This is a genomic window from Caulobacter sp. GW822-FHT01G02 (assembly GCF_058802865.1).
Window position 1 is genome coordinate 463,734 of the sequence record NZ_JBXAON010000001.1, and the last position, 20,714, is coordinate 484,447.

The window sequence follows — 20,714 nt, forward strand, 5'->3', positions numbered from 1 at the left end:
ACGTGATTCAGTCGGCAGCGGGAGCACACCATCAACCTGGGCGTCTTGAAAGATCGGATCTTTGGAACCGCGCCGACGGTGGCTCTCATCGTGTGCGCGGTCATGGCGACGGACTATCTGGTCAACATCGTCCTGTTGAACACGCCGAACGCCTACACGCCCCTCTCGACCCTGCTGATCGCGCTGGTGGTGGCCGCGCCGCTGTCCTACTGGCTGACCAGCCAGCGCCTGCGGCTGGAACGCTTGCGCGACGACCTCTCCGCCAGCCTCGACGCCAAGCAGGAGGCGATCGAGGAGGCCGACCGTCGCCGGGTCGAGGCGGAGGAGGCCGAACGCCTCTATCGCCTGCTGAGCGACAACCTGACCGACCACGTGGCCCTGTGGTCGCCAAAGGGCGAGCGCGTCTATAGCTCGCCCAGCATCCAGCGGATCACCGGCTACACGCTGGACGAGTTCATGGCCTTGCCGCCCCAGGCCATGGTCGGCGAGGTCGATTTCGCGCGCGTCCAGAAGCTGATCCGCGGCCTGACGCCCGGAGGCCCGCCCGCCACCGCCGACTACGAGTGCACGCGCAAGGACGGAACATTGATCTGGCTGGAGAGCGCCTATTCTCTGCTGGGCGACGGCTCCGGGATCCTGCTGGTCACCTCGCGCGATATCACCGAGCGCAAGCAGCTGGAGTTGGACATCGCCAAGGCGTTGGAGCTGGCCGAGACGGCGTCGGCGGCCAAGTCCGACTTCCTGGCCAACATGACCCACGAGCTGCGCACGCCGCTCACCGCCATCATCGGTTTCGCCGAGGTGCTGCGCCGCTCGCGCGGCCTGAGCCAAACCGCCGCCCGCCAGGTCGGCCACATCCTCGACGCCAGCAACACCCTGCTGAGCGTGGTCAACGACGTGCTGGACTTTTCGCGGCTGGAGGCCGGCGGGCTGGAGCTGGACCCGGCGCCGTTCGATCCCGCCGCCATGGCCTCGTCCTGCGCGGCGCTCGTCGAGGAGCGGGCCGTCGCCAAGGGCCTGGTCATCAAGGTCAAGACCAGCAAGGGCCTTAGGCCCATGAACCTGGACGGGCCGCGCCTGTCGCAAGTGCTGCTGAACTTCCTGTCCAACGCCGTGAAGTTCACGGCCCACGGCTCGATCACGGTGGCGCTTAGCCAGAAAGTCGAGGGCGACGCGGCGCTGTTGCGCGGCGCGGTGACCGACACCGGCATCGGCATCGCGCCGGAGCACCTGGACAACATCTTCGACCGTTTCTCGCAGGCCGACGCGGCTGTCTCGCGCCGGTTCGGGGGCACGGGCCTGGGCCTGGCCATCTCGCGCCGCATCGTCGAGCGTATGGAGGGCCAGATCGGCGTCGACAGCGTCGAAGGGCAGGGTTCGACCTTCTGGTTCGAGGTCCGCGGGCCGCTGGCCGAATTGGCCGCGCAGGAGGCGGAGGCCACGCCGCTGCTGGATGGCGAGGCGGGCGTGCGCCTGCTGCTGGTCGAGGACAACGCCGTCAACCGCGAGCTGATCAAGACCATGCTGGAGCCGTTCGGCGTGGACGTGGAGACCGCCAATGACGGCGTCGCCGGCGTCGAGGCCATGCGCCAGGGCCATTTCGACCTCGTGCTGATGGACGTGCAGATGCCGGTCATGGACGGCCTGACCGCCACCCGCGAGATCCGGGCCATGGAGGGCGCGCGCGGCGCGGCCACCCCGATCGTGGCCATGACCGCCAACGTCCTGCCCGAACAGATCGCCACCTGCCTGGCGGCCGGCATGGACGACCACCTGGGAAAGCCGATCAACCCGACGAAGCTGCTGGAGACGGTGGCGCGGTGGTCGGGCCGGACGCACGCCGCCTGATTCGACTTGGTTGCATATCGGCGTTATTCTAGTTTGGATTGCGATCCACGCTGGGAGGATAGCCATGCCCGCCGACACCGCTGAACCGCTTGCGGCCGCCTCGACGGAGGTGGCCACGCCAGATTTCGTCAACGAGTCCAACGACCGTAACCAGGCCGACGTCACCGCTTTCGCTCAGGCGGGCGATGAGCGGGACGGCCATGCCGTCAAGCTGAACTTCATCAATCAGTCGAACGATCTCAACAGCAGCGACATCGTGATCTTCGGCAGGAACGCCTCGACGTCGTTCGACGAACTGGCGGTGGCCTGGCGGGTCATCAAGAACTGCGGCCAGGGCTGGAACCACCCCTTCACCTATCCCATGAGCAACATGGTCTCGGCTTCCGACAGCTATGGCAATTATTCGCCGCAGATGTCGGCGGCGAATGGCCAGGCGTTCGCTCTGTCGCTAACGGCCTCGGGCGACACGTTGCAGGCCGCCGGTCCGGCGACCAGCGTGACCGAGATCGAAGTCCGCAACAACCTGGCCATGGGCGCGATCAACGCCAACATCTACAAGGCCGGAAAGCTCTTCGCGAGCAAGACCAGCATCGCGCCCGGCCAGAAGGCCGTCTTCTCGTTCAGGCCGACGATCTGGATCGGCGTGGCCTCTCAGGTCGTTGAGGGCGAGGTGATGAACGCGGCCATCCTGTCCCAGGTCAACACCGAGATCTCACTTCTGGGCTTGGTCAGCGCGGATATCGTGATGACCGGCGGCGGGCCGGGACGAACGTCCACGCCCTTCGCCTTCAGCCTGGAGAACGTGACCTACGCCTGACCCCGAGCGGGATCAGTCGACGCAGATCGCCCCGGTCGACTTGCCGTTCACCACCTTGGCGTAGCAGCCGAACTGGCGATTGGTCTTCTGGCACTGGCCGGTGACGTCGCTCGCGGGTTCCAGGTTGCCCTCGAGGATGCACGCGCCCTCGCACTGGCTCTTGTCGGTGCAGGCCTTGCCAGCGTCGGCATAGGGCACGACGCAGGTCGGGATCTGGGCCTTGCCGACCGGCTGGATCGAACCGCCCTTGGCCGAGCACTGGGCGGCCAGGGTCTGGGCGGACAGAGCGGCCTGTTGGGCGCTGGGCGCCGCGCAGGCGCTCAGCATCAGGGCGGCGATGGCGGCGGTTAGGGCGGGGATACGCATCGTGCTGGAGCCTTCCGGGCTTAGGCCTTCGGGGCGTTCATGTAGCCCGGCAGCCAGGCTTCGTGAGCCGTGCGCAGGGCGTCGAGCGAGACGCTGAAAAGGTCCTTCGACGCGAAGTCGTTCCCGCCGGCGACGCCGGCGACACTGGCGCGAACGTCAGCGTCCTTGGCCGCGTCCAGCACCGCGTCGGGATCCGGCGTGGCGATCAGGTAGCGGGCCTGGTCCTCGCCTAGCAGATAGTGGTGGGCGTGGGCGGTGCTGGTGGCGTTCAGGGTGACGCCGACCTTGCTGGCCAGCGCGATATCGGCCGCAGCGATCAGCAGGCCGCCGTCGGACAGGTCGTGGACCCCCGCGACAAGGCCCGAGCTGATCAGGCCGCGCACGAAGTCGCCGTTCTTACGCTCCAGCGCCAGGTCGACCGGCGGCGGCGCGCCGTCCTCGCGGCCCAGGATCTCGCGCAGATAGATCGAGGCGCCCAATTCGCCGCGCGTCTCGCCGATCAGCACCAGCGTATCGCCCTCGGCGACGCTGGAGAAGTCGGTGCGCAGGTCGTAGTCTTCCAGCAGGCCCACGGCGCCGACGGTCGGGGTCGGCGGAATGGCGACGCCGTTGGTCTCGTTGTAGAGGCTGACATTCCCGCTCACGACCGGGAAGTCCAGCGCGCGGCAGGCCTCGGCCATGCCGTCGGTGGCGCGGACGATCTGGCCCATGGTCTCGGGCTTTTCGGGGCTGCCGAAGTTGAGGTTGTCGGTGATGGCGATCGGCAGGGCGCCGGCGGCCGTCAGGTTGCGCCAGGCCTCGGCCACGGCCTGTTTGCCGCCCTCGTAGGGATCGGCCTGGACGTAGCGCGGGGTGCAGTCGCTGGTGACGGCGATGGCCTTGCCCGTGCCGTGGATGCGCACGATGCCGGCGTCGCAGCCGGTGGCGCTGTCTTCCAGGGTGTCGGCCATCACGTGGCGGTCGTACTGCTCCCACAGCCAGCGCTTGGAGGCCATGTCGGGGCAGCCGACGATCTTCAGGACCGCTTCGTTCCAGTCGATCGGGGCGGGGATGGTCGCGGGATCGAGGCGCGGGTCGAGCTTGGGCTGGACCCACGGGCGGTCATACAGCGGCGCGTCGTCGAACAGCGGCGCCAGCGGCACGTCGCAGACCGTTTCGCCGTGGTGCTTCAGCACCAGGCGGCCGGTGTCGGTGGTGTAGCCGATGACGGCGGCGTCCAGGCCCCACTTCTCGAAGATGGCGTGGCCGTCCTGCTCGCGGCCAGGCTTCAGGACCGCCAGCATGCGCTCCTGGCTTTCCGACAGCATCATCTCGTAGGCCGACATGCCGGTCTCGCGCTGCGGGACCATGTCCATGTTCAGCTCGATGCCGACGCCGCCCTTGCCGGCCATCTCGACCGACGAGGAGGTCAGGCCCGCCGCGCCCATGTCCTGGATGGCGGCGACCGCGCCGGTGGCCATCAGCTCCAGGGTCGCCTCGATCAGCAACTTCTCGGCGAAGGGGTCGCCGACCTGGACGGTGGGGCGCTTTTCCTCGGAGTCCTCGGTGAACTCGGTCGAGGACATGGTCGCGCCGTGGATGCCGTCGCGGCCGGTCTTGGAGCCGAAATAGACGACCGCCAGGCCCGGGCCAGGGGCGGCCGAGTAGAAGATGCTGTCGGCCTTGGCCAGGCCCACGCACATGGCGTTGACCAGGATGTTGCCGTTGTAGCCCTTGTGGAAGTTGGTCTCGCCCGCGACCGTGGGCACGCCCACGCAGTTGCCGTAGCCGGCGATGCCGGCGACCACGCCGTCCACCAGGCGCTTGGTCTTCGGGTGCTCCGGATCGCCGAAGCGCAGGGCGTTCAGCAGGGCGATCGGCCGCGCGCCCATCGTGAAGACGTCACGCATGATGCCGCCCACGCCCGTCGCCGCGCCCTGGTAGGGCTCGATGTAGGACGGGTGGTTGTGGCTCTCCATCTTGAAGATGATCGCGTCGCCGTCGCCGATGTCGATGACGCCGGCGTTCTCGCCAGGCCCGCAGATCACGCGCGGTCCGTCGATCGGGAACTTCTTCAGCTGGTTCTTCGAGGACTTGTACGAGCAGTGCTCGGACCACATCACCGAGAACACGCCCAACTCCACCAAGTTGGGCTCTCGCCCCAGGCGCTTGAGGACAACGTCATACTCGGCCGGTTTCAGGCCGAACTCGGCGGCCAATTCGGCCATGGGCTTTTGGGGCGTGCTCATGGGCGCGCCTTCTACCCCGCTCGTTCAGATTCCGCCACAGTCTGTCGCTCTTCTTGCCGGCCGAACGGCGGGCTACATCGACCTGATGAGGCGCTCCATGTGGGCGCCGCCCTCGCCGAGCCAGTGATCGATCACGACGCCACCCTTCTCGACCGAGCCCATGCGCAGCGACACGCCGATGACCACGGCCCCGAACAGGGCCAGCAGGATGAGGACCAGATTCAGCAGGGGATGCACGCTGGAGCGCTTGCGGCGCTTGGCCCAGACGGGCACGCCGCTGACATAGGTCTCGGGGAACCGAACTTCGTGGTCGGCCATGGTGTTTTGACTCTGTGCGTCTTCGGAGGGCTCCGCCGACGCCTCCCCATTCAGTGTTCGGCTGACGTTGCGCGCTGCGAAACGAGGATTCCAGTTCTCTCCCCCGCAAAGTGCGGATTAACCTTGAATCTCACGCTGGAGGCGAAAGCTTTGCTTTAAGTGGCGCGATCAGCGGAATGAACGTTTCGGCTTCGGGCGATCGCGGCAGCGTGGCGAGGGTTTCTGGCAAAGCTGTGTGAATTCCAAAGCTTAGCCTGAATTAAGGCGGCTCGGCCGTAGGAACGCCGCGAGTCCCGACCCGTTCTATCTCCGTGCGTCACGAGCGCGCTGTGTAACAGGAGTAAGGCCCATGGCTGACAACAACCGCGATCCGCAGCAGCAGCAGAACGACCAGCAACGCCGAACGCCCGGCCAGCAACAGCAGCAAGGGCAACCCAGGCAGGACGGACCCAGGCAGGACGAGCAGGGCCGCAACCCTGGTGGCGAGGCCAATCAGCAGGATGAAAACGTCAGGCGCGGCGACCGCTGACCTGATCGACACTCTCTCCGTAGAAGGAAGGCCGGCGGTGACCCCGCCGGCCTTTCTCGTTGTTACTTGCCGTCCACCACCGGCAGTTCGATGAAGCTGGCGTCGGCGCCGCTGTGGAACACCCTCTGCGTGGCCTTCACGTAGTCGGCCGGTTTGGCGAAGAAGATGTTCGGGACGAAGGTCTGCGGGTTGCGGTCGTACAGTGGGAACCAGCTGGACTGGACCTGCACCATGATCCGGTGGCCCGGCTGGAAGGTGTAGTTCGCGGTCGGCAGGATGAACTGGTACTTCAGCGGCTTGTTGGGCGTCAGGGCCTTGGGTTCGCTGAAGCTCTCGCGATAGCGGCCGCGGAAGATGTCCATACCCACGGCCAGTTCGTAGCCGCCCAGTTCGGGCTGGCTGGGAACCTCGTCGGGGAAGACGTCGATTAGCTTGACCACCCAGTCGCTGTCGGTGCCGCTGGTCGAGGCGAACAGGTTCACCTTCGGCACGCCGGCGATCTTCAGCGGCTCCTTCAGTGGCTCGGTGACATAGCTCACGACGTCGGTGCGGCTCTCGGCGTGGCGCTGGTCGCTGACCAGCCAGGCTTTCCAGCGGTCGCCGTCGGCGAACTGCACCGGACGCTGCACGTACGGCACCGGCTTGGCGGGGTCGGAGACGTACTCGTCATAGGCCGCCGCGCCCTTGGCCGGCGCCGGGGCCGAGAAGGAGAGGGCGCCCTGGGCGCTGAGATAGAGGTTCTTGCCGGCCTTCGCCTGCGTTCCTCCCTGGGGCCAGCTGGCGTAGCGGTTCCACTTGTTCTGGCCCGGATCGTAGATCAGCACCGGCGGGGTGTCGGCCTTGGGGCCGTCCTTCAGATACTGGTCGAAGAACGGCTTCATCACGTCGCGGCGGAACTGCAGGGCGGTGTCGCCGTCCCACTTGAACGGACCCAGGTTGTAGCCGTCGTAGTTCACCTGGCTGTGCCGCCAGGGGCCCAGGACCAGATAGTTCTTGTCGTTGTTGACGTCCTTGGACTCCAGCGCCGGGTAGCTGTGCACCGCGCCCCAGATGTCCTCCTGGTCCCACAGGCCCTGGATCCACATGGTCGGCACCTTCAGCGGCGTCTTCTCCATGGTCTTGTCGAGAGCTTGCTCGCTCCAGAAGCTGTCATAGGCCGTGTGCTGGGCCAGCTTCTTCCACCAGGTCAGCTGGTCCAGACCATGGTTCTTGGCGTAGTCGCCGGCCGAGCCTTCGCGCAGGAAGTTGGCGTAGTCGTCATAGCCCTGGCGCTGGACGCCTTCGCCCGCGCCGCGGACGGTGGTCTGGCGCGTGAAGTAGTCGAAGTTGATCTGGCGGAAGGCGCCGTACTGGAACCAGTCGTCGCCCATCCAGCCGTCGACCATCGGGCTCATCGGCGCGGCGACCTTCAGGGCCGGGTGCGGATTGACCAGGGCCATCACGACCGTGAAGCCCTCGTACGAGCTGCCCAGCATGCCGACCTTGCCGTTGGTCTCGGGCACGTTCTTCACCAGCCAGTCGATGGTGTCGTAGGCGTCGGTGGAGTGGTCGACCTCGGACGAGTTCAGCGGCCCCTTCAGCGGCCGGGTCATCACGTACTCGCCTTCCGAGCCGTACTTGCCGCGGATGTCCTGGAAGACGCGGATATAGCCGCCGTCGGCGACGAACGGCTCGTCGCCCTGCGGCATGGCGGCGACCATGCGCGGGCTGTCGGCGCGGGCGGCGCGCTTTGCGGCGTTGTAGGGGGTGCGGGTCAGCATGATCGGCAGGTTCTTGCCGCCCTTGGGGACCACGATGACGGTGTAGAGCTTGGTCCCGTCGCGCATCGGGATCATCACCACGCGTTTTTCGTAGTCGTAGTTGATCTTGGCCGCGACGTACTTGCCGTCGATGTCCGGCGTCATCGGCGTGACCTGGGCGTGGGCGGCGACGCCGAAGGCGGTCAAGGCCGCGGCGGCCAGCAGGCCCGCGCGCAGGGTGGAGACGAGATTCATAAGTGGCCCTCCTACAGAGGGCCGCACCTTAGGACCGGGACTTTTCGGCTGCTACACAGTAACAGCGTCGCCGAGCCCATTTTTCGTCGGCGGACGGAGGGAGGTCGGACTCAGGCGCTCTGGAAGATGCTGCGGAACAGCACCGCGCCGTCGTCCGAGCCCAGGTCCGGGTCGAACGAGCGGTCGGGGTGGGGCATCAGGCCCAGGACATTGCCGCCCTTGTTGACGATACCGGCGATGTCGCGGGCCGAGCCGTTCGGGTTCTGCTTGTAGCGGAACACGACCTGGCCCTCGCCCTCGATCCGGTCGAGGGTTTCCTCGTCGGCGAAGTAGTTGCCCTCGCCGTTGCCGACGGTCATGACCGCCTCGCGCTGCTCGCCGTAACCGGCGGTGAAGCGGGTCTGGCCGTTGACGATGTCGAGGTCGACGGCCTTGCAGACGTACTTCAGGCCGGCGTTGCGCAGCAGGGCGCCGGGCAGCAGGCCAACCTCGGTCAGGACTTGGAAGCCGTTGCAGATGCCGACGACGGCGACGCCCTTGTCGGCGGCCGCGACGACCTCCTTCATGACCGGGCTCTGGGCCGCCATGGCGCCGCAGCGCAGATAGTCGCCATACGAGAAGCCGCCGGGCAGGACGATCAGGTCCAGGTCGTCCGGCAGCGCCGTCTCCTGGTGCCAGACCATCTCGACGCGGGCGCCGGCGGAGCGCTCGATGGCGACCTTGCAGTCGCGGTCACAGTTCGAACCGGGGAATACGACGACGGCGGCTTTCATGGCGCGGGCCTGTAGCACCGTTTGGCCGGGATGTCAGTCCCGCGCGGTGGGAAAGTCAGGCGCACTCGTCCAGCTCGGGCTCGACCGCCTCGCCGGTAGGCGGGGGGAAGGGCGACTTGAAGGTGAAGGCGGCCGGCGTCGGGCCGTGGGCCTCGAGCAGGGCGAGCTTCTCCAAGGCCTCTTCGACCGTCGGCGTGTGGCCGGCGGGGACCCACCAGAGGGCCATGTAGAGGTCCATATGCTCGAACCACTCGCGGCGACGGCGCATGATCTCCACGTGACCGCTGCGATAGACGTAGGCGCCGAGGGAGGGGATGTCCTCCCAGACCGACAGGTTCGGGATGAACAGGGGATCATTGTCGATCGCCAGGTCGGTGGCGTTGTTTCCCTCGCCCGTCAGCCGCCAGACGAAGCCGGGCGAGCTTTCCGCGAGCGCGTTGATCCGGTCGAGGTTGTCGGCGAAGTCCCTGATCATCGGGTGATCGATCGGGGCCTTGAGCCGGCCGACATTGACCTCGGCCAGATGGAATTTGGCGTTCATCGGCGATCTCCCTTCCGCTCCGGCCGAACATCGTGCGGCGAAGCTTCGAGCGGAAGGGGGCGGTGCGGGAATTTTGAGGATTGCAAGTTCCACCGCGCTTGGACGCCGCGCGTGAGCCCGATCCGATACGGGCTCAGGCTAGCGTCAGGATTATCGGTCCTCGGCGGGTCGCGACCAATGTGTGCTCGTACTGCACCGTGGCCTGATGCAGCGGTGGACGCAGCGTCCAACCATCATCCTGTTCCTCGACCCACTCCGCGCCCAGCGACAAGAATGGCTCGATGGTGAAGACCAAGCCCTCCGGGATCGTTCGGCGGTCACGCGGCTCATACCAGGTCGGGATTTCCGTCGGCTCGTCGTGCAGCGAACGGCCGACGCCGTGGCTCGCCAGATTGCGCACCAGGCTGTAACCGTGCTTCCGGGCGAAGGTCTCGATGGACCGGCCGACCTCGTTCAACGAGGAGCCAGACTTCACGGCCCGAATTCCAGCCCACATCGCCCGGCGGCCGTCGCGGCAGAGGCGTTCAATGCGAGCGCTCGTCGGCGGAACCGCGAAGCTTGCGCCGGTGTCGCCAAAGAACCCGTCCAGTTCGGCCGAGACGTCGATGTTGATCAGGTCGCCCGCCTTCACCACGGTGTCATCCGGGATGCCATGCGCGCAGTCAGGCCCCACCGAAATGCAGGTCGCGCCCGGAAAGCCGTAGGTGAGCTCGGGGGCCGAACGCGCGCCTTCCTTCTCCAGCAGAGCGCGGCCGTAATCGTCCAACGCCTTGGTCGTCATCCCGGGCTCCAGCGCCTCGCCCATCGCGGCCAGGGTGCGAGCCACCAGAGCGCCAACGGCGCGCAGCTTCTCAAGCTGCTCTTCGGTCTCGATGGTCATGACGGCGTCCGAGGAACCTTGGCCTTGGCCTTTGTCATGTTGCCGCGCCGGCAGGATCAAGGGCGTCGACACCCGCATCCCGCAGCTCACGCGCCACCAACTCCTGGAAGGTGAGGCCCGGGTTCAATTCGCAGAGCATCCCGATCTTGATCCAGAACGCCGCCTGGGCGTTGATCGACCGATAAGACGCCTTGCTCGCGCGGCGCAGCCGCTCGTGCAGCTCATCCTCGATATTGACGATACCCACCCAGCGCTCCGGAATATACGATACGTATATATTTCATATATTCCAAAACGGCTCATGGCAACTGGACCTGGCGCGCGCCTCATCGATCAGGAAGCCGCAGACGTCGCGGCGGATGTTCCGTCATCTCCCGGCGGGAATGACGGGGCGTTCAGGAGGATCTCCTAGCTGGCGCTACAGCTCGATCATGTCGAAGTCGGACTTGGGCGTGCCGCACATCGGACAGATCCAGTCATCGGGGATGTCGACCCAGCGGGCTCCAGGCGCCAAGCCTTCACCCGGATCGCCCTGCTCCTCGTCGTAGATGTAGCCGCAGGTGCGACACTGCCAGACCTTGAAGGGTTCCGCGCTCATCGTTCCGCCCTTCAGTGCATCTTGAAGCGGATCGGCACCGACTTCGGACCGCAGACGAAGTTGGCGACCATGCGGGTGGGTTGGCCGTCCAGTTCGACGCTGTCGAGGCGAGCGAACAGCTCTTCCCACAGCACCCGCATCTCCATGCGCGCCAGGTGCTGGCCCAGGCAGATATGGGCGCCGTAGCCGAAGGCCACGTGCTTGTTGGGCGTGCGATCGACGCGGAACTTGAACGGGTCCTCGAACACCGCCTCGTCGCGGTTGCCGGACGGGTAGGACAGCATCATCCAGTCGCCCTTGGCGATCTTGCGGCCCGCCAACTCGGCGTCGGCGGTGGCGGTGCGCATGAAGTGCTTCACCGGCGTGACCCAGCGGATCGATTCCTCGATCAGGCCGGGGATCAGCGACGGATCGGCCTTGACCTTGGCGAACTGCTCGGGGGTCTCGGCCAGGGCCCATAGCGCGCCGGCGGTGGTCGAGGAGGTGGTGTCGTGCCCGGCCGTGGCGGCGATGATGTAGTAGCTCATCGCCTCCAGGTGCCCCATCGGCTCGCCGTTGATCTTGCCGTTGGCGATGGTGCTGGCCAGGTCCTCGCGCGGCTTGGCGCGACGGTCCTCGGTGATGGCGTTGAAGTACATCATGAAGTCCATGACGACCGACTGCAGGCTGTCGATGCCCTCGTTGACGTCGGTGACCGACTTGCCGGACCGGTTCAGGTCCGGGTCGGCGTTGCCGAACAGCTCCTGGGTCAGCTTCAGCATCCGGGGCTCGTCGCTTTCCGGGACGCCCAGCACCTCCATGATCACGTGCAGGGGATAGAGGAAAGCCACGTCGCGGGCGAAGTCGCAGCGGTCGCCGTGCTCGGCCATGCGGTCGACGAAGCCCCGGGCGATCTCGCGGATCCGCGCTTCCAGCGCCCGCAGGTTCTGTGGCAGCAGCGAACCCTGGGTGACCTTGCGGTAGGCGAAGTGGTCGGGGTTGTCCATCTGGACCAGCGAGCGGACGAGATGGGGCGAGCCGCCCATCATCTCGCGGACCTTCTTGTCGGCCTCGATCGTGGTCACCACCGTGGCGCGGTCGCCGTTGTGGAACAGCTCGTTCTGGCGTTCGACCTCGAGAATGTCGGCGTGGCGGGTCACCACCCAGAACGGATCGAAGCCGTCGGGCTGGGCCACCTCCAGCGGCGCTTCGCGGCGCAGCTGGGCGAAAGCCTGGTCGACGCGATCGCCGTCGGCGTAGGCCTTCGGGTCGATGATGGTGTTGGCGATGTCGGTGGAGATCGTCATGGCGGCTCCTCGTTCCTCCCGGCGGCCTAGGGGCCGTCCTTCTTATTTGCTTGTTGTCCAACAAATAACTATGTTCCGCAAGATGACCGCGACCCTTAAGGCGCCCGCCGCGCGCCGAACCCAGCTCGATCGCCGCCAGCAATCCGAGAGCGAGCTCCTTCGGGCGGCGGCCGAGCTGATCGCCGAGCGCGGCGTGGCGGCGGCCACCTTCGAGAGCATCGGCCAGCGCGCCGGCTACAGCCGGGGGCTCGTCACCCAGAGGTTCGGTTCGAAGCAGGGGCTGATCGAGGCGCTGATCGCGCGGCTGGGGGCGCGGGTCGAGGCGCTGCTGGACGCCCGCCAGCTGGACACGCTGAACGGTCTGGAGGCCGTGCTGGGCTTCGTCGACGTCTTCCTGCGCAACCTGACGCGCGACGGCGAGATGCGGGCCTATTTCACGCTGATGGCCGGGGCGGTGTCCGACGTCTCGGACCTGCGCGCGCCGTTCGCGGCCGCGCACAGGGACGTCGAGACCCGCCTGGAGGCGTTGGTCCTGCGGGGGCAGCGCGAGGGCGTGATCCGCGCCGGGCTGAACGCCGACGCGGTCGCGTTGATGGTGGGGGCTTTGCTGCTGGGGCTCTCGACCCAGCTATTGGTCGATCCCGGCATGGACCTGGAGCCCATCCGGGAGACCAGCCTGGCGGCGCTGAGGGCCAGCTTCAGCGCCTAGATCGCGCTCTAGAATCAGACGTTTAGAGCCCTTTTGAACGGCTCTAGGCGATGTCGATGCGGTAGCTTTCGATGACCATGTTGGCCAACAGCTTCTCGCACATGGTCTTGACCTCGGCCTTGGCGGCTTCGGCGTCCGCGGCGTCGAGGTCGAACTCGATGACGCGACCGACGCGGGCGTCCTTCACCGACGGCCAGCCCAGGCCATGCAGGGCGTTCTCGACGGCCTTGCCCTGAACGTCGAGCACGCCGGGCTTCAGGAACACGTGGACGGTGGCTTTCACTGACAGATTCTCCCCGCGCGGCGCTCCGGGCCGCGCTGCTTCCAGATGAAGGGTTTAGTGCACGCCGCCTTGGATGACGGTCGGCATTTCCTTCATGATCCCCAGGCGGCGGGCCACCTCGGTATAGCTCTCGATGACATTGCCCAGGTCGCGACGGAAGCGGTCCTTGTCCAGCTTCTCGTTGGTGACGGTGTCCCACAGGCGGCAGCTGTCGGGGCTGATCTCGTCGGCCAGGATGATCCGCGAGAAGTCACCCTCGTAGATGCGGCCGAACTCGATCTTGAAGTCCACCAGCGTGATGCCGACAGCGCTGAACAGGCCCGACAGGTAGTCGTTCACCCGCAGGGCGGTGGCCATCATGTCGTCGATCTCCTGGGTCGCGGCCCAGTTGAACGCGGTGATGTGCTCCTCGGAGACCATCGGGTCGCCCAGCTTGTCGTCCTTGTAGTAGAATTCGATGATCGAGCGGGGCAGGGGCTGACCCTCGGTCAGGCCCAGGCGCGTGGCGATCGAGCCGGCGGCGATGTTGCGCACCACGACCTCGAGCGGGACGATCTCGACTTCCTTGATCAGCTGCTCGCGCAGGTTCAGGCGGCGGATGAAGTGGTTCTGGACGCCGATCGAGTTCAGGCGAGTCATGATGTACTCGCTGATCCGGTTGTTGATGACGCCCTTGCCTTCCAGGATGGCCTTCTTTTGGGCGTTGAAGGCCGTCGCGTCGTCCTTGAAGTACTGGATCAGGGTGCCGGGCTCGGGGCCTTCGTAGAGGATCTTGGCCTTGCCTTCGTAGATCTTCTTGCGACGGGTCGTCATGGCTCTCGTCGAGGCCCTTCTGTAAGCGCGCGCCGCTCCTCAAGTCCGGAATCTTCCGGAGAAACGAAAAGCGCGCGCGGCGGATAGCTGCGCGCGGCGTTCGACTCAAGGCCGCTCACTGGAAAATGTCGCGCGGAACCTACCTGAATCAGCGCGGCCGCGCAAACGAAGGACAACTTTCGGACGGTGTTGGGGCTATGTTATGGTTGGAAACGTCATCCGCGGCCTATCCGCCGATTGCGGCGGAGACCGCCGCAGGATATGCAGCCGGCGTAAGAGCATGATAGTCGAAAGTGGACGCCGGTTTCGGCGACCATCATGCTCTAAACGTTTAGAATTAGAGCCTGTCGCGGCCAGATGACTTATCTTGCCGCGACAGGCTCTCGGCGACTTTGGGGCCTTCATGACCACCTTCGACGAACGCGAACAGGGTTTCGAACGCAAGTTCGCGCACGACCAGGAAATCGAGTTCAAGGCGGCCGCGCGCCGCAACCGCCTGCTGGGCGAATGGGCGGCCGGTCTCATGGGCCTGGCGACCGTCGAGGAATACGCGCGCGCCGTGGTGAAGTCCGACTTCGAACAGCCGGGCGACGAAGACGTGCTGCGCAAGGTCTTCGAGGACCTCAAGGGCTCGGGCGTCGCCGCCTCCGAGGGCGAGGTTCGCATGAAGATGGACGAACTGCTGGCCGTCGCGCGCGAGCAGATCAAGGCCGGCGAGTAAGCCTCAAGCCTTGATGGTCTGAACGAGGCCGCCCCTTGGGGCGGCCTTTTTCATGGTCAGTGGCTCTCGTAGGCGGCCTTGCCGCCGTTGATGGCGAAGGCCTCCTCGGGCGACAGCACCAGCTTCTTGCGGCCGACGGCGGCGAAGTAGGCGATTCCCACCGCGAACCAGATCGCCACCCCGATGACTCCGGTCCGATAGACCGGGTCCTTCAGCTGGTAGAAGATCGTGACCAGCGAGATGATCACGGTCACGCCGGCCCCGGCCACGCCGAACACGCTCTTATAGGGCCGTTCCAGGTTCGGGAGTTTCCGGCGCAGCAGGATGTAGGACGCGCCCTGGGCGACATAGGACAGCATGGCCCCGAAGACGGCCATGTTCAGCAGGGTTCCGCCGATCATCGCCGCGCCCTTCTCGGCGCCGAGGGCGAACCAGACGACCAGCATCACCGCCAGGCCGGCCAGCGAGCCGGTGATCAGGGCCACGTCCGGGGTCTTGCGCACGCCATGGGTCACCGACAGGGCGCGCGGGAAGTAGCCGGCCCGCGACAGCGAATAGATCTGCCGGCCATAGGCGAAGATGATCGCGTGGAAGCTGGCCACCAGGCCGGCCACGGCGATCGCCGAGAGGAGCTTGGCTAGCGAGCCGCCGTAGATCGCCCGGAAGCCGTCCAGGATCGGTTCGCCCGACTTGGACAGGGCGAAGGTCCCGGCGGGGATCGCGCTGTTCAGCCACAGCACCAGCAGGGCCGAGACGATCAGGGTCAGCATGCCCAGGATGATGCCCTTGGGCAGGTCGCGCTGCGGCGTGTGCGATTCCTCGGCGGCCAGGGGCAGTTGCTCGATGGCCAGGAACAGCCAGACCGCGAACGGCAGCTGGGCCAGGGCGCCGCCGATCCCGGCCGGCAGGAAGGGGCCGTGGCCGTCCTTCAGCTCGGTCCCGCCGGGGCCGACGTTCAGGGCGTATCTGCCGAAGTCGGCGTGCGGGAAGGCGCTGACCCAGAACACGACGAGGCAGGCCAGGGCCAGCAGGGTGATGAACACCGTGAAGCGGAACGACATCGCCACCCCGCCGGCGTTGAGGCCGACGAACACGACATAGGCCCCGATCCAGTAGAGCGGCTGGACCCAGGCCGGCGTCTCGAAGATCCCGCCCAGATAGCTGCCGATGAAGAAGCAGACCACGGCCGCGGTCAGCACATATTCCACGTTCTCGCACAGGCCGGTGATGAAGCCGCCCCAGGGACCCATGGCCGAGCGGGCGAACGAATAGGCGCCGCCGGTGTGGGGCTGGGCCGCCGCCATCTCGGCGATCGAGAAGGTCAGGCCCAGATACATGACGGTGATGATCAGGGTGGCGACCAGCATGCCGCCCCAGCCGCCGACGCCCATGCCCAGGTTCCAGCCGGAGAATTGGCCCGAGATCACCGCCCCGACGCCCAGCGCCCACAGCGAGAACACGCCTGCGTAGCGCTTGAGGCCGCGCTTTTCGAAATAGCCGTCGTCGACGGTCTCGTAGCTGACGCCGCCGCCCGGTCCTGGTTCGCTCATGACCCGTCCCTCCATGGTCTGGACGTCGAGGGTGCGCCCCGCGTTCGCCCGCGGACGAGTCCTGGAGGATCTGTCGGTCGCCCGACCCCGATCGCCGTTTACTATTTCATCACGGCGAACGCGGTTCGTCCAAATCGCGGGCGATCATCGGCTGCTCGGCGGCGTCGGACAGGCCCTTCATGTCGCTTTCGTCCTTCAGCGCCACGCCGGTGGCCGACAGGCGCAGCGCCTCACGCATCAACCAGGCCAGCTTGAAGGCGGCCTGGTCGTAGGAGAGCCCCTCGGCGCGGATGTTGGAAACGCAGTTGCGTTCGGCGTCGGTGCGCCCGACCCGCGGCTGGAAGGTCAGGTAGGCCCCGAGGCTGTCGGGCGAGGACAGGCCCGGCCGCTCGCCGACCAGCAGCAACACGAGCCGCGCGCCGAGCAACTCGCCGACCTCGTCTCCGAGGGCCACGCGGGCCTGACCGGCGACGGTGATGGGCGCGAGGCTCCAGCCTTCGGTTCTGACGTAGGGCAGCAGGGCGGCGACCAGCGGCGCGGCGTGGGCGTGGACGGCCGTACTTGAGAGGCCGTCGGCCACGACGATCGCCAGGTCGGCCGGACCGCGCGCCGAGGCCAGGGCGATGCGGCTGGCGTCGGAAAGGCGGCGGCCCAGGTCCGGCCGGCGCAAATAGGTCGCGCGGTCGGGCGCGGCGCTGTCGACGCGCAGCGTGGGGACGCCCAGCGCCTCGATCCCGGCGGCGACCTGCTCGGCCGCGAACGGCGTGCGCACCGCGTCGCGGGCCTGGGCGTGGGCCAGCGAGAAGGCCAGCACCTCGCGAGTCGGCAGGCTGGACCCGGAGCGACCGATGGCGATGCGGGCCGGGGTGCGCGCGCGCAAGGCGCTCCAGGGGTCGGGCGGGACCAGCCGGCTCATGCGCTGGCCAGTAGCGGATGGCCGGCGCGGGCGGGAGCCAGCCGGCCGTCGTCGCCGGTGATCCTCAGCCGGGCCAGCCAGGCCTCGAACTCGGGCGCGCGCTTCAGGCCCAGCAGCTCGCGGACATAGAGGGCGTCGTGGAACGAGGTGGACTGGTAGTTCAGCATCACGTCGTCCGCCCCCGGCACGCCCATGACGAAGGTGACGCCCGCCGTGGCCAGCAAGGTCAGCAGGGTGTCCATATCGTCCTGATCGGCCTCGGCGTGGTTCGTGTAGCAGACGTCCACCCCCAGCGGCGCGCCCAGGAGCTTGCCGCAGAAGTGGTCCTCCAGCCCGGCGCGGATGATCTGCTTGCCGTCGTACAGGTACTCGGGGCCGATGAAGCCGACGACGGAATTGACCAGCAGAGGCTCGAACGCGCGCGCCACGCCATAGGCCCTGGCTTCCAGCGTCTGCTGGTCGACACCGTGGTGCGCCCCCGCCGACAGGGCCGAGCCCTGTCCGGTCTCGAAGTACATGAGGTTGTCTCCGACGGTCCCGCGCCTCAAGGAGCGGCCGGCGTCCAGCCCTTCCTTCAGCAGGGCCAGGGTGACGCCGAAGCTGGCGTTGGCCGCCTCGGTTCCGGCGATCGACTGGAAGACCAGATCCACCGGCGCGCCGCGCTCGACCAGTTCCACGGCGCTGGTCACGTGGGTCAGGACGCACGACTGGGTGGGAATCTCGAACCGCTGGATCAGGTCGTCCATCAGCCGCAGCAGGTCGCCCAGCACCGAGAGGTTGTCGCTGGCCGGGTTGATGCCGATCACCGCATCGCCGCACCCGTACAGCAGCCCGTCCAGGATCGAGGCGGTGATCCCGGCCGGATCATCGGTCGGGTGGTTGGGTTGCAGCCGCACGGCCATGGTTCCTGGCAGGCCGATGGTGTCGCGAAACTTCGTGACGACCCTGCATTTGCTGGCGGCCAGGATCAGGTCCTGGTTGCGCATGATCTTGCTGACGGCGGCGGCCATCTCGGGGATCAGGCCCGGCGCGAGGCGGGCGAGGGCGGCTTGTGTCGCGGCTTCCGAGAGCAGCCAGTCACGGAACTCGCCGATGGTCAGGGACGCGACGGGCGCGAAGGCCGCCAGGTCATGGCCGTCCAGGATCAGACGGGTGACCTCGTCGGTCTCGTAGGGAACCACGGCCTCGGACAGGAAGGCCTTCAGCGGGACGTCCGCCAAGGCGTGCTTGGCGGCGACGTTCTGCTGGGCGCTGGTCGCGGCGATCCCGGCCAGGGCGTCGCCCGAGCGCGGTGGAGAAGCCTTGGCCAGCAGGTCGGCCAGGCCGTCGAACCTCCACGTTGTCGCGCCGATGGTTGAGGCGAAGGTCATGCTCTCTCCGAGGTCGCGGAGAGGGTGCCCCGAGAAGCGCGGCGCCGCAAACGCGAAGCGGGGGCGCCGATGCGACGCCCCCGCCCATGCTTTTCGGTTGGTCAGTTCCGCGGCTACCAGATGCGCGAGCGCTTTTCCGGCGGCAGGTAGAACTTGTCGCCCGGCTTGACGCCGAAGGCCGCGTACCAGGCGTCGACATTGCGCGTCGGGCCGATGACCCGGAAGTTCGACGGCGCGTGCGGGTCGGAGGCCATCTGCTGCTTCAGCGAGTCGGGGCGCGACTTGTCCTGCCAGGCCTGGGCGAAGGCCAGGAAGAAGCGCTGGTCGCCGGTCATGCCGGCCACGACCGGGGCGGGCTTGCCCTTCAGCGAGGCGTGATAGGCGTCATAGGCCACCTGCAGGCCGGCCAGGTCGGCGATGTTCTCGCCCATGGTCAGCTGGCCGTTAATGCGCATGCCCGGCACCGGCTCGTAGGCGTCGTATTGCGCGCCCAGCACCGCGGCCTGGCTGTCGAAGCGCTTGGCGTCCTCGGCCGTCCACCAGTCGCGCAACTTGCCGGTCTCGTCGATCTTGCGGCCCTGGTCGTCGAAGCCGTGGCTGATCTCGTGGCCGATCACCGCGCCGATCGCGCCGTAGTTCACCGCCGGGTCGGCGGCCGGATCGAAATAGGGCGCCTGCAGGATGCCGGCCGGGAACACGATCTTGTTTTCCAGGCCGCCATTGTAGGCGTTCACCGTCTGCGGGGTCATGCCCCACTTGGCGTGGTCGACGGGCTTGCCCAGGTCGTTCAGGGCATAGGCCCACTCGAAGGCGCCGCTGCGGCGGACATTGCCGTAGAGATCGTTGGCGTCCAGCTTCAGGGCCGAATAGTCGCGCCACTTGTCCGGATAGCCGACCATCACCGTCATCTTCGACAGCTTGGTCAGCGCCGCCTGCTTGGTGGCCGGAGCCATCCACGGCGCCTTCTGGATCCGCTCGGCCATGGCGATCTTCAGATTGGCGATCAGCTCGACCATCTGGGCCTTGGACGAGGGTGGGAAGTACTTGGCGACATAGGTCTGGCCGACCACCTCGCCGAGGCTGCCGTCGACCAGCTGAACACCGCGCTTCCAGCGGGGGCGCAACTGGGTCTGGCCACTCAACACCTTCACATATTCGAAGCGGCTGTCGACGAAGCGCTTGGACAGATAGGGCGACATCTCCTGGACGCCCTGTACGGTCTGCCAGGCCTTCAGGGTTTCCAGCGGCGTGGCGGCGAACAGCTTGGCGATGTCGCGGACGGCGGTCTTCTCACCCAGCACCACCTGGTCGCGGCCCGTGACGCCCGCGGCGGCCAGATAGTCCGCCCACGGAATCTCGGGGGCATAGGCCTGCAGTTCGGTGAGGGAGACGGGGTTGTAGACCTTGTCGATGTCGCGGCGGTCGGCGACCGGCCAGCTGACCTTGGCGACGGCGGTCTCGAACGCCACCACGTCGGCGGCGGCCTTGGCCGGGTCCGCGTAGCCGGCCATCTTCAGCGCCCGCTCGGCGAAGGCCCTGTAGGCTTCGAGCTGCGGCTTGAAGCCGTCGGTTAGGTAGTAGTCGCGGTCCGGCAGGCCCAGGCCCGACTGGCCGATATAGAGCGTGTTGATCTCGGGGATCTTGGCGTCGGCGAAGATGTCCAGCGAGAACAGGTCGGGGCCGAAACCGCCGTGGGCGCGGCCCATGGCCTTGGCCAGTTCGGCCTTGGACGTGATCACCTGGATGGCGGCCAGATCGACCTTCAGCGGCGCGTCGTCGACCTGCTCGACCTTGGCCTCGTCGACGAAGCTCTTATAGAGCGCGCCGATCGGGGTCGAGGCGTCGGCCGTCTCGATCAAGGTGCGCAGCTGGTCCTGCGAGCGGTTGTAGACGTCGTAGCCGACGCCGGCCGAGGCCTGGTCGGCCGGGATGGTCGTACGCTTCTCCCAGGCGCCATTGGCGAACTTGTTGAAGTCGTCGCCCGGCTTCACCGTCAGGTCGCGCGACGTCAGGTCGACGCCCCAGGTCCCATACATCGGCTTGTCGGCGGCGAAGGCCGCGCCGGAAATCGCAGCCGCGGAAACGGCGGCCAGCAGGAAGATGCGCATGTGTAGGATTCCCCTCTGAGCCGGGGATGCTGCCCCAAGCGCGGCCGGCGCGCAGATGAATTTCCC

At 67.0% G+C, this 20,714-nt stretch carries 20 protein-coding genes and 1 pseudogene; 5 read left to right on the top strand and 16 right to left on the bottom strand.

The window, feature by feature from the left end:
• Positions 1-30 precede the first annotated feature (30 nt).
• Complete coding sequence (locus AC1RNC_RS02105) at positions 31-1,848, top strand: PAS domain-containing hybrid sensor histidine kinase/response regulator (protein WP_492884374.1); 1,818 nt, start codon at positions 31-33, stop codon at positions 1,846-1,848.
• Positions 1,849-1,912: 64 nt separating this feature from the next.
• Positions 1,913-2,665: a hypothetical protein gene (locus AC1RNC_RS02110; RefSeq protein WP_492883318.1), complete on the top strand. Its 753-nt coding sequence runs from the start codon at positions 1,913-1,915 to the stop codon at positions 2,663-2,665.
• A gap of 12 nt (positions 2,666-2,677) precedes the next feature.
• Here the strand turns inward: AC1RNC_RS02110 and AC1RNC_RS02115 are convergent, their stop codons facing one another.
• The 3 genes and pseudogenes from AC1RNC_RS02115 to AC1RNC_RS02125 form a co-directional block, all read right to left on the bottom strand.
• A complete protein-coding gene (locus tag AC1RNC_RS02115) occupies positions 2,678-3,031 on the bottom strand; it encodes a hypothetical protein (RefSeq protein WP_492883320.1) in 354 nt (117 codons plus the stop codon).
• A gap of 20 nt (positions 3,032-3,051) precedes the next feature.
• Positions 3,052-5,259, bottom strand: a complete 2,208-nt coding sequence (purL, locus tag AC1RNC_RS02120) for a phosphoribosylformylglycinamidine synthase subunit PurL (protein WP_492835041.1) — start codon at positions 5,257-5,259, stop codon at positions 3,052-3,054.
• 117 nt (positions 5,260-5,376) lie between these two features.
• Positions 5,377-5,577 (bottom strand): annotated as a pseudogene (locus tag AC1RNC_RS02125) (hypothetical protein); the annotation flags it as partial.
• Positions 5,578-5,926: 349 nt separating this feature from the next.
• Between AC1RNC_RS02125 and AC1RNC_RS02130 the strand changes: the two are divergent.
• Positions 5,927-6,106, top strand: coding sequence for a hypothetical protein (locus AC1RNC_RS02130; protein WP_492883322.1), 180 nt, complete (start codon positions 5,927-5,929; stop codon positions 6,104-6,106).
• Between the two features lie 62 nt (positions 6,107-6,168).
• On the opposite strand, the gene AC1RNC_RS02135 is transcribed toward AC1RNC_RS02130, so the two are convergent.
• From AC1RNC_RS02135 to AC1RNC_RS02165, 7 genes are all read right to left on the bottom strand, one after another.
• Complete coding sequence (locus tag AC1RNC_RS02135) at positions 6,169-8,100, bottom strand: CocE/NonD family hydrolase (RefSeq protein ID WP_492883324.1); 1,932 nt, start codon at positions 8,098-8,100, stop codon at positions 6,169-6,171.
• Between the two features lie 110 nt (positions 8,101-8,210).
• Positions 8,211-8,873 carry a phosphoribosylformylglycinamidine synthase subunit PurQ gene (gene purQ / locus AC1RNC_RS02140; protein ID WP_492883326.1) on the bottom strand — a complete coding sequence of 221 codons (663 nt, stop codon included), beginning with the start codon at positions 8,871-8,873 and terminating at the stop codon, positions 8,211-8,213.
• 55 nt (positions 8,874-8,928) lie between these two features.
• Positions 8,929-9,414, bottom strand: a complete 486-nt coding sequence (locus tag AC1RNC_RS02145; RefSeq protein ID WP_492883327.1) for a DUF3291 domain-containing protein — start codon at positions 9,412-9,414, stop codon at positions 8,929-8,931.
• A 133-nt stretch (positions 9,415-9,547) separates the two neighbouring features.
• Entirely contained in the window at positions 9,548-10,294 is a 747-nt protein-coding gene (gene map, locus AC1RNC_RS02150; RefSeq protein ID WP_492883329.1) for a type I methionyl aminopeptidase, read from the bottom strand.
• 34 nt (positions 10,295-10,328) lie between these two features.
• The gene (locus AC1RNC_RS02155; protein ID WP_492883330.1) at positions 10,329-10,541 is read right to left on the bottom strand and encodes a ParD-like family protein; all 213 of its coding nucleotides are present in this window, start codon (positions 10,539-10,541) and stop codon (positions 10,329-10,331) included.
• 171 nt (positions 10,542-10,712) lie between these two features.
• On the bottom strand, positions 10,713-10,892 hold the full coding sequence (locus AC1RNC_RS02160) for a rubredoxin (protein WP_492883332.1): 180 nt from the start codon (positions 10,890-10,892) through the stop codon (positions 10,713-10,715).
• 11 nt (positions 10,893-10,903) lie between these two features.
• Entirely contained in the window at positions 10,904-12,178 is a 1,275-nt protein-coding gene (locus AC1RNC_RS02165; RefSeq protein WP_492883334.1) for a cytochrome P450, read from the bottom strand.
• Positions 12,179-12,260: 82 nt separating this feature from the next.
• Here AC1RNC_RS02165 and AC1RNC_RS02170 point away from each other — a divergent pair, with 82 nt between their 5' ends.
• The gene (locus AC1RNC_RS02170; protein WP_492883336.1) at positions 12,261-12,887 is read left to right on the top strand and encodes a TetR/AcrR family transcriptional regulator; all 627 of its coding nucleotides are present in this window, start codon (positions 12,261-12,263) and stop codon (positions 12,885-12,887) included.
• 43 nt (positions 12,888-12,930) lie between these two features.
• Here the strand turns inward: AC1RNC_RS02170 and purS are convergent, their stop codons facing one another.
• A complete protein-coding gene (purS, locus tag AC1RNC_RS02175; RefSeq protein ID WP_395442981.1) occupies positions 12,931-13,170 on the bottom strand; it encodes a phosphoribosylformylglycinamidine synthase subunit PurS in 240 nt (79 codons plus the stop codon).
• A gap of 54 nt (positions 13,171-13,224) precedes the next feature.
• Positions 13,225-13,983, bottom strand: coding sequence for a phosphoribosylaminoimidazolesuccinocarboxamide synthase (gene purC / locus AC1RNC_RS02180; protein ID WP_125156313.1), 759 nt, complete (start codon positions 13,981-13,983; stop codon positions 13,225-13,227).
• Between the two features lie 403 nt (positions 13,984-14,386).
• Here purC and AC1RNC_RS02185 point away from each other — a divergent pair, with 403 nt between their 5' ends.
• A complete protein-coding gene (locus AC1RNC_RS02185; RefSeq protein ID WP_125156314.1) occupies positions 14,387-14,704 on the top strand; it encodes a DUF1476 domain-containing protein in 318 nt (105 codons plus the stop codon).
• Positions 14,705-14,760: 56 nt separating this feature from the next.
• Here the strand turns inward: AC1RNC_RS02185 and AC1RNC_RS02190 are convergent, their stop codons facing one another.
• The 4 genes from AC1RNC_RS02190 to AC1RNC_RS02205 form a co-directional block, all read right to left on the bottom strand.
• Positions 14,761-16,254, bottom strand: a complete 1,494-nt coding sequence (locus tag AC1RNC_RS02190; protein WP_492883339.1) for an amino acid permease — start codon at positions 16,252-16,254, stop codon at positions 14,761-14,763.
• 109 nt (positions 16,255-16,363) lie between these two features.
• Positions 16,364-17,170, bottom strand: a complete 807-nt coding sequence (gene eutC, locus AC1RNC_RS02195) for an ethanolamine ammonia-lyase subunit EutC (protein ID WP_492883341.1) — start codon at positions 17,168-17,170, stop codon at positions 16,364-16,366.
• On the bottom strand, positions 17,167-18,540 hold the full coding sequence (locus AC1RNC_RS02200; protein WP_492883343.1) for an ethanolamine ammonia-lyase subunit EutB: 1,374 nt from the start codon (positions 18,538-18,540) through the stop codon (positions 17,167-17,169). Before AC1RNC_RS02200 ends, eutC begins: the two co-directional genes overlap by 4 nt.
• Positions 18,541-18,653: 113 nt before the next feature.
• Positions 18,654-20,648, bottom strand: a complete 1,995-nt coding sequence (locus AC1RNC_RS02205; protein WP_492883345.1) for a M13 family metallopeptidase — start codon at positions 20,646-20,648, stop codon at positions 18,654-18,656.
• Positions 20,649-20,714: the final 66 nt, after the last annotated feature.

Bases quoted from the DNA above. Each gene is read 5' to 3' on its own strand.
- AC1RNC_RS02110 (WP_492883318.1), top strand. From the start codon at position 1,913: ATGCCCGCCGACACCGCTGAACCGCTTGCGGCCGCCTCGACGGAGGTG.
- AC1RNC_RS02115 (WP_492883320.1), bottom strand. From the start codon at position 3,031: ATGCGTATCCCCGCCCTAACCGCCGCCATCGCCGCCCTGATGCTGAGC.
- purL (WP_492835041.1), bottom strand. From the start codon at position 5,259: ATGAGCACGCCCCAAAAGCCCATGGCCGAATTGGCCGCCGAGTTCGGC.
- AC1RNC_RS02130 (WP_492883322.1), top strand. From the start codon at position 5,927: ATGGCTGACAACAACCGCGATCCGCAGCAGCAGCAGAACGACCAGCAA.
- AC1RNC_RS02135 (WP_492883324.1), bottom strand. From the start codon at position 8,100: ATGAATCTCGTCTCCACCCTGCGCGCGGGCCTGCTGGCCGCCGCGGCC.
- purQ (WP_492883326.1), bottom strand. From the start codon at position 8,873: ATGAAAGCCGCCGTCGTCGTATTCCCCGGTTCGAACTGTGACCGCGAC.
- AC1RNC_RS02145 (WP_492883327.1), bottom strand. From the start codon at position 9,414: ATGAACGCCAAATTCCATCTGGCCGAGGTCAATGTCGGCCGGCTCAAG.
- map (WP_492883329.1), bottom strand. From the start codon at position 10,294: ATGACCATCGAGACCGAAGAGCAGCTTGAGAAGCTGCGCGCCGTTGGC.
- AC1RNC_RS02160 (WP_492883332.1), bottom strand. From the start codon at position 10,892: ATGAGCGCGGAACCCTTCAAGGTCTGGCAGTGTCGCACCTGCGGCTAC.
- AC1RNC_RS02165 (WP_492883334.1), bottom strand. From the start codon at position 12,178: ATGACGATCTCCACCGACATCGCCAACACCATCATCGACCCGAAGGCC.
- AC1RNC_RS02170 (WP_492883336.1), top strand. From the start codon at position 12,261: ATGACCGCGACCCTTAAGGCGCCCGCCGCGCGCCGAACCCAGCTCGAT.
- purC (WP_125156313.1), bottom strand. From the start codon at position 13,983: ATGACGACCCGTCGCAAGAAGATCTACGAAGGCAAGGCCAAGATCCTC.
- AC1RNC_RS02185 (WP_125156314.1), top strand. From the start codon at position 14,387: ATGACCACCTTCGACGAACGCGAACAGGGTTTCGAACGCAAGTTCGCG.
- AC1RNC_RS02190 (WP_492883339.1), bottom strand. From the start codon at position 16,254: ATGAGCGAACCAGGACCGGGCGGCGGCGTCAGCTACGAGACCGTCGAC.
- eutC (WP_492883341.1), bottom strand. From the start codon at position 17,170: ATGAGCCGGCTGGTCCCGCCCGACCCCTGGAGCGCCTTGCGCGCGCGC.
- AC1RNC_RS02200 (WP_492883343.1), bottom strand. From the start codon at position 18,540: ATGACCTTCGCCTCAACCATCGGCGCGACAACGTGGAGGTTCGACGGC.
- AC1RNC_RS02205 (WP_492883345.1), bottom strand. From the start codon at position 20,648: ATGCGCATCTTCCTGCTGGCCGCCGTTTCCGCGGCTGCGATTTCCGGC.